This window comes from Bacillus sp. 05T31, from assembly GCF_056396725.1.
The window spans coordinates 1-14445 of sequence record NZ_JBFTMA010000103.1 but is presented as its reverse complement, the minus strand read 5'-3'; the positions used below and the strand labels follow the sequence as shown (position 1 = coordinate 14445).

Sequence of the window (14445 nt, the reverse complement as noted above, 5' to 3'; positions counted from 1 at the left end):
AAGCTGACCAGTTGCATTGTTTTCTACTACTACAACACGCTTCGCTTTTTTCACAAGTGGATCGATTTCAGCTGTTGGGAACGGATGAATTAAACGTACATGGGCATGGTTTACTTTCATTCCTTCTTGTTCTAAACGCTGCATTGCCTCTTCGATCGCACCACGAGTTGAGTTAAAGCCTACTAACAATACGTCTGCGTCATCATGCTTAGCATTTTTGTAAATAGGGGTATTAAACTGTAAATTCGCCATTTTACGGAAACGTTTGTCCATTTGATTTTTACGATTTAACGCTGATTCAGATGGTTTACCCGTTTCATCATGTTCTACACCTGTAACATGGTGAATACCATTTTTCATACCAGGTAAAACACGTGGTGAAATYCCATCTTCTGTTACTTCATAACGCTTGAAGTATGCTTTATTTTCACGTTCTGGTAATTCTACTTCTAAATCAAGCTTACCACGACGAATTTCCACTTTATCTAACTTAAGTGGTTCTACTGTTTGCTTTCCTAAAGAAAGCTGTAAATCTGTTAAGAAAATAACAGGCACTTGATATTCTTCTGCTAAGTTAAATGCTTCTACAATATCATAGAAAGCTTCTTCAACTGTACTTGGCGCCATTACGATTTTTGGAATTTCACCATGTGTTCCGTAAATCATAGCCATTAAGTCAGACTGCTCTTGTTTTGTTGGTAAGCCCGTACTTGGACCACCGCGTTGTGTATCAATGATAACTAGCGGTGTTTCAGTAATACCTGCTAAACCAATTGCTTCCATCATTAAAGAAAGACCAGGACCAGCAGATGCTGTTAATGTACGAACACCAGCGTAGTTTGCACCAATCGCCATTGTACAAGCTGCGATTTCATCCTCAGTTTGGATTACTGTTCCGCCGACTTTCGGTAACTTTTTAATTAAATATTCCATAATTTCAGATGCAGGTGTGATTGGATATGCAGACATAAAGCGAGCGCCACCAGTTACCGCACCAAATGCGATTGCGTCGTTTCCAATCATAAACATGCGTTTCTTACCGTCAGCTTTTTCAAGTTGCATCATGTTTACTTTCTCACCAAGCAATTCTTTCATGTATTGAGAGCCGCGTTTAATTGCTTCCATATTCTTTTGAACGACTTGCTCTCCTTTACGACCAAAGATTTCTTCAACAACCTCTAAATAAGCTGTTTCGTCTAATCCTAATACCGCACTAGATGCCCCAACAGCAACCATATTTTTCATTAAAGATGTGCCTAATTCTGAAGCGATATCTGTAAACGGTATCACATATAGATTTACATCTGCATTATCAGGTATTGTCGGATTAAATTTCGCATCCGCAACTACAATTCCGCCCGGACGTAGTTCGTGGAAGTTAAAATCAATTGTTTCTTGATCAAAAGCAATTAAAATATCTAAATCATCTGAGATCGCGCGTACTTCTGTTGTACTTACACGAATTTTATTATTTGTATGGCCGCCTTTAATACGTGATGAGAAGTGGCGGTAACCGTATAGGTAATATCCTAATCGGTTTAATGCAATACAGAAGATTTCCCCTGTACTTTCAATTCCTTCACCTTGTTGGCCTCCAACTTTCCATGAAAGTTGACTAATCATCTCCTACACCCCTTTTGGCTGCATTCATTGTAGTGTATTTTTTTACAGTATTAGTTTAGCATTTTTTATGCAAATAAACTACAATGGACGCAAATTATGCCTCTTCTGTTTTCCCTGAATCTTTAGTATAATGCTATTTCGTTTACCATTCTAGTATTAGGTCTTAAAAAAATCAATAAATTCAAGTGAATTCATTTTAATTTTTCTGAATCTTTAAAACATATTTTTTAGAACGTTATACAGTCAACAAAATTTTTATACAAAAATCGCTCTACAGTTGATTCATTATACTTTTTACACAGTTGATTAATTATATTTTCATAATCCCTATATACTTCTACACCTACAACAGTTTCTAAAATCCCATCAAAATCAGAACCGAATCCTATATTTTTTTCTCCACCTAATGAACAAATATATTCCACATGCCTTAATATATCTGCTATATTCGCTTGTCTTTCATTCGTTAAAAACTGCGGTACGAAAGTAATACCAATAATGCTATTTTTCTTTATAAGGGCTCTTATTTGTTCATCGGTTAAATTGCGTGGATGCCCACAAAGTTGATAACAGTTTGAATGAGATGCAATTGGGTTTTTAGCAATTTCAATAACATCCCAAAAGCTTCTTTCATTTAAGTGAGACACATCGGTCCATAAATGTAACGTATTAAGTTCTTGTACAACTTGTCTACCAAATGTAGTTAAACCTGCTCCACGTGCCTCTAGCGCTCCATCAGCTAACAGATTGGCATAGTTCCATGTCAATCCAAAGGAACGTACACCTAAGCGATAAAACAAACGTAATTTCATCGCTTCTTTTCCAATTGCTTCGCATCCTTCTAATGTTAATAATGCTCCAATCTCGTCCTGTTTTAGCATGTTAATATCGTTTTTTGTCTGAATAAACTTCATTCCTGGTAGCGATAGAATTTCATTATGAAAAATATCTATCATTTGCAGCGCAACTTCAAAACGCTTTTCATACGCTACTGTTTCTGGTATATATATAGCAAAGCATTGTATACTTCCTTTTCTTTTCATTAATTGTTCAAATGTAATATGTAATTGTGAATCGTTTTGAAAGTCTTTTTTTCCCTTTGCACTCCATAACTGAAAGAGTACATCGCAATGTGCATCAAAAATTTTCATTTTCATTCCTCCATTACAAAAACAACCTGTTTGCATACATGCAAACAGGTTGTTTCAACTTAACGAGGTTCTACAATTAATTTTATCGCTGTACGCTCTTCACCATCAATCATAATATCTGTAAACGCTGGGATACAAATCAAGTCCAAACCGCTAGGCGCTACAAATCCTCTTGCAATTGCTACTGCCTTTACCGCTTGGTTCAATGCACCTGCACCAATAGCTTGAATTTCTGCTGTTCCGCGTTCGCGAATAACACCTGCAAGTGCACCAGCTACAGAATTAGGGACCGACGTTGCTTTAACTTTTAATATTTCCATTCCGCGTTTCCTCCTCGTTTCTATAAAAAGTAATAGCAATTATTTCACTTTAACTTATATTCACGAGGAATGGCACGTATTCCTGCTAAATTTCTGTAATTTTTCTAAAAAATTAAAATATAACGAATTCTCTAACTTTTMGTTAAAAATCAGTCAAAAAATGGCTGGTCATCATTAATTAAAATGCGCTCAATTTTCTTTGCTTTCCCTGTATTAGGATCCACATCAATTAACACTGCACTTAATTGTGTTCTACCATTCGTCACTTCAAAACGCACTGGTAAGTTCGTTAAAAACTTCTTCAATACCGCTTCGCGATCCATACCTAAAATCCCATCATATGGGCCTGTCATACCAACATCTGTAATATAAGCTGTTCCGCTTGGTAAAATACGATTATCAGCTGTAGGAACRTGTGTATGTGTACCTACTACCGCTGTAGCACGACCGTCTACATACCAACCTAACGCCTGCTTCTCACTTGTTGTTTCAGCATGAAAATCAACAAAGATAATGTTTGTACGTTTTTTTGCAATACTGATTAACTCATCCACTTTACGGAATGGACAATCAATTGGAGGAAGGAAAGTACGTCCTTGTAAGTTAATAACTGCAACTTCTGTTCCATTACAATTTACAAAGATAAGCCCTTTWCCYGGCGTTCCTTCYGGGAAGTTAGCTGGTCTTGCAAGATATTTTGCATCATCGATAAATTCAAATACTTCACGGTTATCCCAAGCGTGGTTTCCAAGCGTAACCGCTTGTGCCCCGCACTCTAAAAAGTTTCGATATATTTTTTCYGTAATTCCACGTCCACCYGCAGCATTTTCTCCATTAATAATTGTTACTGTCGGTGTATATTTCTTCTTTAATGCCGGTACGTACTGTTGAATCATGTCTCTACCAGGAGATCCTACTACATCCCCAACAAATAATATTCTCATATGTCTTACCCTTTCTATGTACTACATTTTTTATTACCATACTATAACCTTAAAGCTATTTCCTTACAACAGTTACAATTTATCTATTATAAGTTTCTTTCACTTGCATACTGCTCATAAATAATTTTCTTTATTTTACCCAATTCCAACACAAAAAAATAAAGTGGTGTTTCACCACTTTATTTTGCGTATTCCACTGCACGTGTTTCACGAATAACAGTTACTTTAATATGCCCTGGATAATCCAGTTCATTTTCAATACGTTTTCGAATATCACGAGCTAAACGATGAGCTTCTAAATCATCAATTGTATCTGGTTTTACCAGAATACGAACTTCACGTCCTGCTTGAATTGCGAAAGATTTTTCTACGCCTTCATAAGACTCTGAAATTTCTTCTAACTTTTCAAGACGACGAATGTAATTCTCAAGCGTTTCACTACGAGCTCCCGGTCTTGCAGCTGATAATGCATCTGCTGCAGCAACTAGAACTGCAATGATAGAAGTTGGTTCTGTGTCACCATGGTGAGATGCAATACTGTTTATTACAACAGGATGCTCTTTATATTTCGTTGCGAGTTCAACACCAATTTCAACGTGGCTACCTTCTACTTCATGATCAATTGCTTTTCCGATATCATGTAATAGACCAGCACGTCTTGCTAGTTTTTCATCCTCACCAAGCTCCGCTGCCATAAGTCCAGTTAAGTATGCAACTTCCATAGAGTGTTTTAAGACGTTTTGTCCGTAACTTGTACGGTATTTTAAACGACCTAAAATTTTAATTAAATCTGGATGTAAGCCATGAACACCCACTTCAAACGTTGTTTGCTCTCCGACTTCACGAATATACTCGTCCACTTCACGTCTTGATTTTTCGACCATCTCTTCAATACGCGCTGGGTGAATACGTCCGTCCTGTACTAGTTTATCAAGAGCGATACGAGCTGTTTCACGACGAATCGGGTCAAATCCAGATAGAATTACAGCTTCTGGTGTATCATCGATAATAAGGTCAATACCTGTTAACGTTTCTAACGTACGAATGTTACGACCTTCACGTCCGATAATACGTCCCTTCATTTCGTCATTTGGAAGATTTACAACCGAAACGGTTGTTTCAGCAACATGATCAGCTGCACATCTTTGCATTGCAAGAGATAAAATCTCTTTTGCCTTCTTATCCGCTTCTTCTTTCGCGCGAACTTCACTTTCTTTTACCATAACGGCAATTTCATGAGAAACTTCACTTTCCACTTTACCAAGAATAATTGCTTTCGCTTGTTCGCGGGTCAGATTGGAAATGCGCTCTAATTCTGTTTGTTGCTTTTGAACTAACTCTCCCACTTTGCTTTCCAACTCTTCAATCTGTTGTTGTTTCGCTACAAGAGATTCCTCTTTCTTTTCTAACTGTCGCTCGCGGTTATCGAGCGTTTCGTCTTTACGATCAAGGTTCTCTTCTTTTTGCATTAAACGATTTTCTTGTTTTTGTAATTCGCTTCTACGGTCACGAATTTCTAATTCAGCTTCTGTACGAAGTGTATGAATTTCATCCTTTGCTTCTAAAAGCGCTTCTTTCTTAAGTGCTTCAGCATCACGATTCGCTTCGTCTAGAATACGTTTTGCTTCATTAGCTGCACCATTAATCTTCGCTTCAGCAATAGACTTTCGAACAAAAAAGCCAACAACTGCACCGACTGTTGCAAGCAAAATGGAGATGAGTATCCAAACTGTACTACTACTCATGATTTCACCTCCCCTTGCTATGAATGAAAAAAGACTGTCGGCATGTACATTGAATTACAACGTACAGCAAAGACCGTCGTCCCGCTTTTTTAAGGGACTTTCTTCATTTCACAATTAAAATGTCATATTATTATTTCGGCAAGATTTAAGTCTTACTCCGAATATTACTTCTCTTCTTGAGAAGAGTATATCGTATATAAGAAAAAATATACATTCTCATTGTATCTATCGCAATTTTCATTGTCAAGCGTTGTCTACTTTTACTTTCTTTACCTTCAGCCCTGAATCTTATATGGATTTAAAAAACAGACAGCATATTATCCTGGAAAACCTTAGAAAATCCCAATTCATTCACTTAAAATATATGAATATTCCCCTTTACACATAGCCTTTTGGATAGAATAAATATTTTATCTCCAGCTATATATAACGCTTTCATAGTGGATTAAAAAATAAAAGACACGGGACCGTGTCTTTTATTTTTTAATCTTGACGAGTTGAATCTTCCGTGTCTTCAACACCAGAGTTTTCACCAATTCCGTGATGTTCACGAACAAAGAAGGCAATTTCTTCTCTTAAATCCGTATTCTCTTTTAAGAATTGCTTCGAATTTTCACGACCTTGTCCTAAGCGTTCTTCATTATAAGAGTACCAAGCACCGCTCTTTTGAACGATATCAAGTTCAGAAGCCATATCTAAGATTTCACCTTCTCTTGAAATACCTTCTCCGTACATAATATCAACTTCAGCAACACGGAATGGCGGTGCTACTTTATTTTTAACTACTTTTAYTTTCGTTTTATTACCAACAATATCGTTACCTTGCTTTAACTGCTCAGCACGACGTACTTCAAGACGGACAGTTGAATAGAATTTCAACGCACGACCACCTGGAGTTGTTTCTGGCACTATCTATAGATTTTCCATCTCTATAGTCCGGACTATCTCTTCATCTCTTTGCAGAGAGCCTTGCACTTCCAGCAGTAGCCTATCATCTGCCGTACCCTACTCAGTTAACTAAAAGTCCTTTTCGGTAGTCTCTACACCTTCCCCATATAACTATGGAACTTGGCACGGTATTACCCTAATAAAATGGTGGGCTTCACCGTTAGCAACTATATGAATAGTTACACCCTTAGGCAATAAGGTTCACAAGGTTTTTTAACATGCTATCACTAGCAAGGGAAACCCAGAGTAAACTCCTTAATCTTTTGCACGACTTTTTCTTTATTTGCTAACTCTTCTTCATGTATAACGAGATATTTATAGCAGCTCTCTTGCATAAATAAAAGTTTTCTTTTATCTCGTTCTTTTATTTTTTTGAGTGAGTGTGCCCATTTCCCATGGACATCTAAACAATATTTTCTACCTAAGTAGAAATCAATAGACCACTTATCGATTCTTTTTTGCTTAATGAATGCCAGATCTAAACTTAACAACATCTATTCAACTTGTTGTTCAAGTAAAGTATCATAATTTTTCTTTCTGACCTTTACATTAAGCTCTTTTCTCCTTTTAGCAACACACGTATCGGATACGCCATACTTAACGGCAATTTCAACATGTGATAAATATGGATTTTTCAACTCTTGTTCAACTTCTGCGGTTTTAGGCAAGTAAATCTTCCTGTGTCTGGTTCTTTTAATTCCAAGTAACTTTAAAATTTCACCTACTCGCCTTTCATCAAGATTAATTTCTTGACCTATATCTCTCAATTTTCTATCCGCATGTGTCACAATAAAATCCACTTGCCATTGTTCTATGTTTCGATAAGTTCTATTTCCAATTGTCACTGCCACTTTAATCTCTCCTTATAAGAAATTCCTTATAAAGACTTAGTCGAAGAAGACAAATAAAGATTCAAGTACATTACTTTGATTAAGCAACTTGTGGTTGATTTCCGAACATAACCCCAACTTTTTCACGAATTTGGTTGATAAAGATTGCGATTGTTTTTGATTTGTTGATTGCACCTGAAAGTTTACGAAGTGCTTGTGACATTAAACGTGCTTGTAAACCAACGTGAGAGTCACCCATGTCCCCTTCGATCTCAGCTTTCGGTACAAGAGCTGCCACAGAGTCAATTACGATAATATCAACCGCTCCACTTCGTACAAGTGCTTCTGCGATTTCTAGTCCTTGCTCCCCTGTATCAGGCTGTGATAATAGTAATTCATCTATGTTAACACCTAATTTTTGTGCATATACAGGATCCATTGCATGCTCCGCATCAATGAACGCTGCTTGTCCACCTTGACGCTGTACTTCCGCGATTGCGTGTAATGAAACTGTTGTTTTACCTGAACTTTCAGGTCCATAAATTTCAATAACACGGCCACGTGGGTATCCGCCTACCCCTAGTGCCACATCAAGTGCTAAAGAACCACTTGAAAATGTAGAAATTCTACGCTCCGCTTGTTCTCCTAATTTCATAATTGAACCTTTACCGAATTGCTTCTCTATTTGTTTTAACGCCATATCTAATGCCGCTTGACGATCGCTCATTCAAAATTCCTCCTTAACTAAATTGCTAATCTTATTATACCTATTTTCAATTCAATTTGCCAACAAAAATCGAACATTTATTCGTTTTTTTATTTTATATCGAATAAAACTAGGTTTTCCAACAAAAAAAACTAGAAGAAATTTATATCTCTTCTAGCTTTTTAAATAAATGATAAAATCCATATTTTGTAGAGCGTTCTCTAATTTGTTGACGACTTCCACTTAAATTAAGCGAGAAGACTACAGCTGGTTCATCTTTAATCACCAATCCAATAAATACGGTTCCTGGTTCTTTATGCTCTGAAGCATCCGGTCCTGCCACCCCAGTGAAACTAATTCCGATATCTGCTTTTAACAGTTCCTTTACATTTTCAGCAAGATAGCGAGCACACTGTTTACTAACCGCGCCATCAGTACGTAACACTTCTTCAGGTACATGTAAAATTTGTTGCTTCACATCATTTTGATAACAAATGACACCGCCTTTAAATACAGACGAAACACCAGCATTTTCTGTTACTTGATTTCCAAAAAGACCACCTGTTAAACTTTCTGCACACGCTAAAGTTAACCCTTTTTCCTTCAATATCCTTATTGCCTTGTAATGAAGGAAATCTTGGTCATATCCGTAGAAAAATTCTCCTACTCTTTCTAAAATCAAATCTTCCACATGCTGAATCAGTTTCTCCGCCTCATCAGCATCATGATGTTTGGCAGTTAAACGTAATGTCACTTCGCCATCATTTGCCAGTGGTGCAATGGTTGGGTTCGTTTGTCCATCAATTAAATCTTGAACTTTCACCTCTAATTGAGATTCCCCAATACCAAAAAAACGAAGAACACGAGAATAAATATTTTCCCCCGTTGTAAACTTACATAAAAAAGGCTCTACATAACTTATATACATCGGCTTCATTTCTTTTGGTGGTCCTGGTAATAAAATATAAACTTTTCCGTTCGTATTTAATCCCATACCAGGCGCCATACCGTGTAAAGAATAATGCAATCCATATGAAAATATCTGCAACTGGAATATGAAGTAGATTTAACGGTACATCATGTAATAAGTATGCTGCAATCGCAATAATTTGTGTCCATGTCTTAATTTTCCCTAGCTGATTTGCTGCAACTACTTCCCCTGTCCCAGCAAGTACAAGGCGTAAACCTGTTACTGCAAACTCACGGCTTATAATTACAATAACGATCCAAGCAGGTACATATTGCATTTCTACCAATGTGATAAGTGCTGCCGAAACAAGTAATTTATCTGCTAACGGGTCAAGGAATTTCCCTAAATTCGTTACAAGATTATACTTTCTTGCATAATGTCCATCAATCCAATCTGTAGCCGAAGCAATAATAAAGATAAGTGCCCCTACTAAATGTTGAATTGGTAACTCTACATCACCAATTATAAATGAGCCCCACTCAAAGGGCGCTAACATAATTACCATAAAAATTGGAATTAAGAAGATTCTAGATATTGTAATTTTATTTGGTAAATTCACAGCTATTCCTCCATCATGTCAAAAACATTTGTTCATTGAAAAAAGTCATCGAAGCGATGACTGTTATTGCGCAGCTTGCCCTATCCCTTGGTTTTTAATCAAGAATTTCTGATGATAATTCTCTTCCGGATTCAATGGGAATGTAACGACTTGGCCATTCAATTTAAATTCAACATTCGGTGCACTTCCTATGTTAAGGTTTACCTCTTTCGCTGTTGATAAATCATATTTTTGGGTCTGGCCTGCCTGTAAAGTACCGCTAAAGATATCATTTCCTGCCTCATTTTTAATACCTATATAACTTGCGTCTTTTGTTGTAATTTCCAATTCTAACGCTTTATTATTATGAATTTCCAAAGTAGATGTTATCTTATCGGTTCCAACTAACTTAATTTCATTCTCACCAGCTGGCTGTCCTTTTTGTTCCTCTTTCTTTGGCTCTTCTTTTTTTGGTTCTTCTTTCTTTGGTTCTTCCGCTTTCGCTTCATCTTTCTTCGTATCTAGCGGAGAATTTTTTGCTTTTTGAACCTCAATTTTCTCACTTTGAGCATTTGGAACTTGCCTATCATCTTTTCCAGTTAACGCTTGAATAACAAACCAGACTACTACTCCAAATGCGATTACTAACAACGCAATCAAAATTTTGGGCATATGATCCGCAATTGGCCATGATGAAGATTTTTGCATTGTTTCTTGTGTTTTTTGTCCAGTTGATACTTGTGGAACTTCACGTTTTTCAGACTGTGGTATCGTACTCTGATATTCCACAAGCAGTTCCTCTCCATTTAATCCAACAGCATCTGCATATTGTTTAATGAATGCACGCGCATAAAAAGCTCCTGGCAACACATCATAATTGCCTTCTTCAATCGCTACTAAATGGCGTTTTTGAATTTTTGTAATCTCATGCAGCTGATCAATAGATAAGCCTTTCGCTTCTCTTGCTTCTGTCAGCTTTTGTCCTAATTCCGTCACTACTAACACCTCAATATTTCTTTAAAAGTCGAACATAGAGAAATTGTTTTGCGTACCTTGCTCAATTTCATCTACTAAATTATATTGAATTTCTTCATCATAATCGTTACGCAATTCGATAATATAATCAAAATCATCCAATGTGTATTCTGACTGACTCACAAACACATCCGGATGTTCCACAACTTTCGTTGCAGGCAATCTCATGATTTCACGAACGAGCTGCCAGTGTCTTTCATTTGCACGCTTTGTCGACACAATTCCATCTAGTATGAAAATATTATCGTCGCTATACTCATCTTCAATCAATTGGCTACGAACAGTTTGCTTAATGAGAGTAGATGATACGAATAACCATCTCTTATTTGCACAAACACTTGCGGCAACAATAGATTCTGTTTTTCCGACACGAGGCATTCCTCGTATCCCAATTAATTTATGACCTTCTTTTTTCATTATCTCCGCCATAAAGTCTACAAGCAATCCTAATTCATCACGCACAAATCGAAATGTTTTCTTATCATCTGCATCTCGTTGTATGTACCTACCATGTCTAACTGCTAGCTTATCTCTAAGCTTTGGCGGACGATATTTCGTTACCGTTATATTATCCATCGTATTTAAAATTGATTCAAGTCTAGAGATTTGTTCTTGATTATCACACATAAGCAAAAGTCCACGTCGCGCATTATCTACACCATTAATTGTGACAATATTGATGCCAAGCATACCGATTAACGAAGAAACGTCACCAAGTAAGCCAGGTCGGTTTTTATGTATTTCATATTCAAAATACCATTCAATCATCCAAGATCACTCCCCTACGCTTACTTTACACCTACGTACTATATTATATGATTTCACCTTAATAGGGAAGCTAAATGTATAATCTATTCCTCCTAATTACTATACAAAAAAAGTAGAGAGGAGAAGCTCCTCTCTACTTTTACTTATGTTGTACAAACTTCACCATTAAATTTGCAATTGTATGTTGCTCTTGTTCATCAGCAACTTTCCAAAGCTCAGACAATAATTTTTCTTGATCGTTGCGCGCTTCTACTTCATTTGCTAAATAATCACCAACACGAAATGCCATATCTGATACAGCACCACCATCAAGCCCTTTTCCCCCCGCTTGTTCTAAACGTTCTCCTAAAAAGCTCTTCCACTGATCAAAATTATCTAACACTGACATGTTTAAGCACCTCACTATTTTAGTAATAGAATCATGCTTAATTTGTACAATTTCTTGTTTTTTATGTAAGAATTTTTTAGCAATGCCAACCGCCATTCACTCCGATAATTTGCCCCGTAATATAAGAAGCTCCTGGCGAAACGAGGAAGGAGACTGTTTTTGCTACCTCTTCGGGTAGTCCTATTCTACCTAATGGAATATCTTCAGCAATTTCATTTTTATCATCTTCTGAAAATACATTTAACATTTCTGTTTCGATCGCACCTGGCGCTACCGCATTAACGCGCAATCCACTTAGAGAAACTTCTTTCGCTAAAGCCTTCACATATGAATTTTGTGCACCTTTCACCATTGAGTACAGCACCTCACAAGACGCTCCTATTTGCCCCCAAATGGATGAAATAACAACAACATTACCACTTCTCCGCCCGATCATCGGTGGAAGCGCCATCGATAAAAGTCTATATACACTCTTCACTTGAAGCTCCACCATATAATCTAATTCTTCATTCGTAACATCTGTTACTAATCCAAATRTACTCTTTCCAGCTGCGTATACAATAACATCAATAGGATGTTCGATTTGTCCCCACAATTTCTCTGCTCCATCGATAGAAGCTAAATTTGCTTGCACAGGAATCACTGCATCAAACTCCTTTTGTAACCCCCTTATCTTCTCTTCGCTTTTATTGTAATGAATATAGACTGTATAACCATCCTCGATTAACTGCTTCGAAATAGCAGAGCCAATCCCTCCGCTTCCTCCAGTTACTAATGCATACTTTTTCATAAATTCCCTCTCTTATCTTTTTATGTATAAATAAATAATACCCTCATCTTATCATTTGGCAATAACCAAACGTTAGATGAGGGATATAGATACTGCGTTTTTTATTCACATATTACTTCATTTTTTTGGTAACACTTGGCAGACACTCATTTTCTCTTCAATTAATAATGTTTTTGCTGCTTGTTGTARGTCTTGAACAGTTAATCCTTCTAACACTGTAAGAGCATCAAATAAACTAGATTCATTAAACGCATATCGTGTAAACTGATTTGCAATATATTCAGGTGAATTCAACGATCGTAAAAATCCGCCAATTTTCTTTTTCTTCACCCGTTCCAGCGCAGTCTCATCTAACTGATCATAATTCGTTTGTAGTAAAATACCTTTTAATCGCTCTGCCAATTCATCAGGGTRCTTCGTATCTCCACCAACCATTGCAAAACCGAAGTTATTTTCTTCTGTATAGTCATACGAGAACGAATCATCAATAAGACCTTCATTATATAAAGATTCGTAATGAACTGACCCTTTTCCAAATAAATAATCTAAAAGTAATGTAAGTGCAATTTCTTGTTTTAACAGAGCTTGCCCTTTTTCTTTTAAATTCGTTGCCTTAATACCAACTAAACATTTTGGAGTTTGAACAGGCATTGAAATAATCTTTTTCTTTTCATTTACTTCTTCTGGTTCCTCTTCAAAAGAGCGAACGATTTCTGGTTGATTTTCGTAATCTTTTTTCGCTTGATTTTCACGAACTAAATCCATTGTTTTTTCAGGATCAATCGCTCCAACAACAAATAATAACATGTTGCTCGGATGGTAAAACGTCTCATAACATTCATACAGTAGGTCTTTTGTAATCTTACTAATAGACTCAATCGTCCCTGCAATATCAATTTTAATTKGATGTTTCACAAACAAACTATCGATTAACCCAAAGTATAAACGCCAGTCTGGGTTATCTTGGTACATTTGAATTTCTTGACCGATAATACCTTTTTCTTTTTCAACCGTTTTTTCAGAGAAATACGGTTCTTGTACAAAGTCTAACAACGTATTTAAATTTCTCTCTACATTTGATGTACAGGAAAAGAGATAAGCGGTTCTTGTAAAAGATGTAAAAGCGTTCGCTGAAGCACCTTGTTTACTAAACAATTGAAACGCGTCATGGTCCTCTTTTTCAAACAATTTATGCTCAAGGAAATGAGCAATTCCATCTGGTACACGAGTCATGTCTTCTTTTCCAAGCGGTACAAATGTATTATCAACAGAACCGTACTTCGTCGTAAATGTTGCAAATGTTTTGTTGAAGCCTTGTTTCGGTAAGATATATACGTCTAATCCATTCGGAAGTTTTTCATAATRTAGCGTCTCTTTTAATTGCTCATACACAATCTTCTCCATTTATTCTCCCTCCGTTCCATGTAAAAAGTAAATTGTATCTAGTTCAATATTATTAGCAACTTTCACAATCTCTTCTTTCGTCACGCTTTCTATGCCCGTTAGCCATTCTTCAACTGGACGCGTACGCTCTGAAATCACCCCGTGATAAAGCATTTCAACAAAACCACGTGGTGTATCAATTGCCTCTAAGATTTGATTTTGAATTACACTTTTCGTTTGCTGAATCTCTTCCTCTGAAAAATCACCGCTTTGCATTGCTTTCATCTGTTCTTTAATAATTTCAAC

At 36.6% G+C, this 14445-nt stretch carries 11 protein-coding genes and 5 pseudogenes; all 16 read right to left on the bottom strand.

All coding sequences use genetic code 11. The features are described from left to right. On the bottom strand, positions 1 to 1623 hold a 1623-nt coding region (locus tag AC1DJR_RS09505), incomplete at its 3' end, for a 2-oxoacid:acceptor oxidoreductase subunit alpha (RefSeq protein WP_477002472.1). A 227-nt stretch (positions 1624 to 1850) separates the two neighbouring features. Further along, positions 1851 to 2774: a dipeptidase gene (locus tag AC1DJR_RS09500; protein ID WP_002128703.1), complete on the bottom strand. Its 924-nt coding sequence runs from the start codon at positions 2772 to 2774 to the stop codon at positions 1851 to 1853. 59 nt (positions 2775 to 2833) lie between these two features. Further along, positions 2834 to 3094, bottom strand: a complete 261-nt coding sequence (gene spoVS, locus AC1DJR_RS09495) for a stage V sporulation protein SpoVS (RefSeq protein ID WP_000404341.1) — start codon at positions 3092 to 3094, stop codon at positions 2834 to 2836. 149 nt (positions 3095 to 3243) lie between these two features. After that, positions 3244 to 4038: a TIGR00282 family metallophosphoesterase gene (locus AC1DJR_RS09490; protein WP_002014601.1), complete on the bottom strand. Its 795-nt coding sequence runs from the start codon at positions 4036 to 4038 to the stop codon at positions 3244 to 3246. Positions 4039 to 4217: 179 nt separating this feature from the next. After that, entirely contained in the window at positions 4218 to 5783 is a 1566-nt protein-coding gene (gene rny / locus AC1DJR_RS09485) for a ribonuclease Y (RefSeq protein WP_002014600.1), read from the bottom strand. A 483-nt stretch (positions 5784 to 6266) separates the two neighbouring features. Further along, entirely contained in the window at positions 6267 to 6692 is a 426-nt protein-coding gene (locus tag AC1DJR_RS09480; RefSeq protein WP_477002471.1) for a recombinase RecA family protein, read from the bottom strand. 266 nt (positions 6693 to 6958) lie between these two features. Continuing rightward, positions 6959 to 7582: pseudogene (locus AC1DJR_RS09475) on the bottom strand (topoisomerase I). A gap of 97 nt (positions 7583 to 7679) precedes the next feature. After that, a pseudogene (recA, locus tag AC1DJR_RS09470) lies at positions 7680 to 8288 on the bottom strand (recombinase RecA); the annotation flags it as partial. 142 nt (positions 8289 to 8430) lie between these two features. Next, a pseudogene (locus tag AC1DJR_RS09465) lies at positions 8431 to 9279 on the bottom strand (competence/damage-inducible protein A); the annotation flags it as partial. Then, positions 9263 to 9796, bottom strand: a pseudogene (gene pgsA / locus AC1DJR_RS09460) (CDP-diacylglycerol--glycerol-3-phosphate 3-phosphatidyltransferase); the annotation flags it as partial. The pseudogenes pgsA and AC1DJR_RS09465, both read right to left, overlap by 17 nt. Positions 9797 to 9859: 63 nt before the next feature. Beyond that, positions 9860 to 10771, bottom strand: coding sequence for a helix-turn-helix domain-containing protein (locus AC1DJR_RS09455; protein ID WP_113735723.1), 912 nt, complete (start codon positions 10769 to 10771; stop codon positions 9860 to 9862). 21 nt (positions 10772 to 10792) lie between these two features. Further along, the gene (locus AC1DJR_RS09450) at positions 10793 to 11578 is read right to left on the bottom strand and encodes a DUF3388 domain-containing protein (RefSeq protein ID WP_000574107.1); all 786 of its coding nucleotides are present in this window, start codon (positions 11576 to 11578) and stop codon (positions 10793 to 10795) included. A gap of 139 nt (positions 11579 to 11717) precedes the next feature. Then, complete coding sequence (locus AC1DJR_RS09445; RefSeq protein ID WP_000114449.1) at positions 11718 to 11966, bottom strand: DUF3243 domain-containing protein; 249 nt, start codon at positions 11964 to 11966, stop codon at positions 11718 to 11720. Positions 11967 to 12042: 76 nt separating this feature from the next. Continuing rightward, positions 12043 to 12756 (bottom strand): elongation factor P 5-aminopentanone reductase, encoded by a 714-nt coding sequence (ymfI, locus tag AC1DJR_RS09440; RefSeq protein WP_477002470.1) that lies wholly within the window; start codon positions 12754 to 12756, stop codon positions 12043 to 12045. Positions 12757 to 12873: 117 nt separating this feature from the next. After that, entirely contained in the window at positions 12874 to 14160 is a 1287-nt protein-coding gene (gene yfmH / locus AC1DJR_RS09435; RefSeq protein WP_477002469.1) for an EF-P 5-aminopentanol modification-associated protein YfmH, read from the bottom strand. Next, positions 14161 to 14445, bottom strand: a pseudogene (locus AC1DJR_RS09430) (EF-P 5-aminopentanol modification-associated protein YfmF); the annotation flags it as partial. It abuts the gene before it with no gap.

Bases quoted from the DNA above. Each gene is read 5' to 3' on its own strand.
- AC1DJR_RS09500 (WP_002128703.1), bottom strand. From the start codon at position 2,774: ATGAAAATTTTTGATGCACATTGCGATGTACTCTTTCAGTTATGGAGT.
- spoVS (WP_000404341.1), bottom strand. From the start codon at position 3,094: ATGGAAATATTAAAAGTTAAAGCAACGTCGGTCCCTAATTCTGTAGCT.
- rny (WP_002014600.1), bottom strand. From the start codon at position 5,783: ATGAGTAGTAGTACAGTTTGGATACTCATCTCCATTTTGCTTGCAACA.
- AC1DJR_RS09450 (WP_000574107.1), bottom strand. From the start codon at position 11,578: ATGATTGAATGGTATTTTGAATATGAAATACATAAAAACCGACCTGGC.
- AC1DJR_RS09445 (WP_000114449.1), bottom strand. From the start codon at position 11,966: ATGTCAGTGTTAGATAATTTTGATCAGTGGAAGAGCTTTTTAGGAGAA.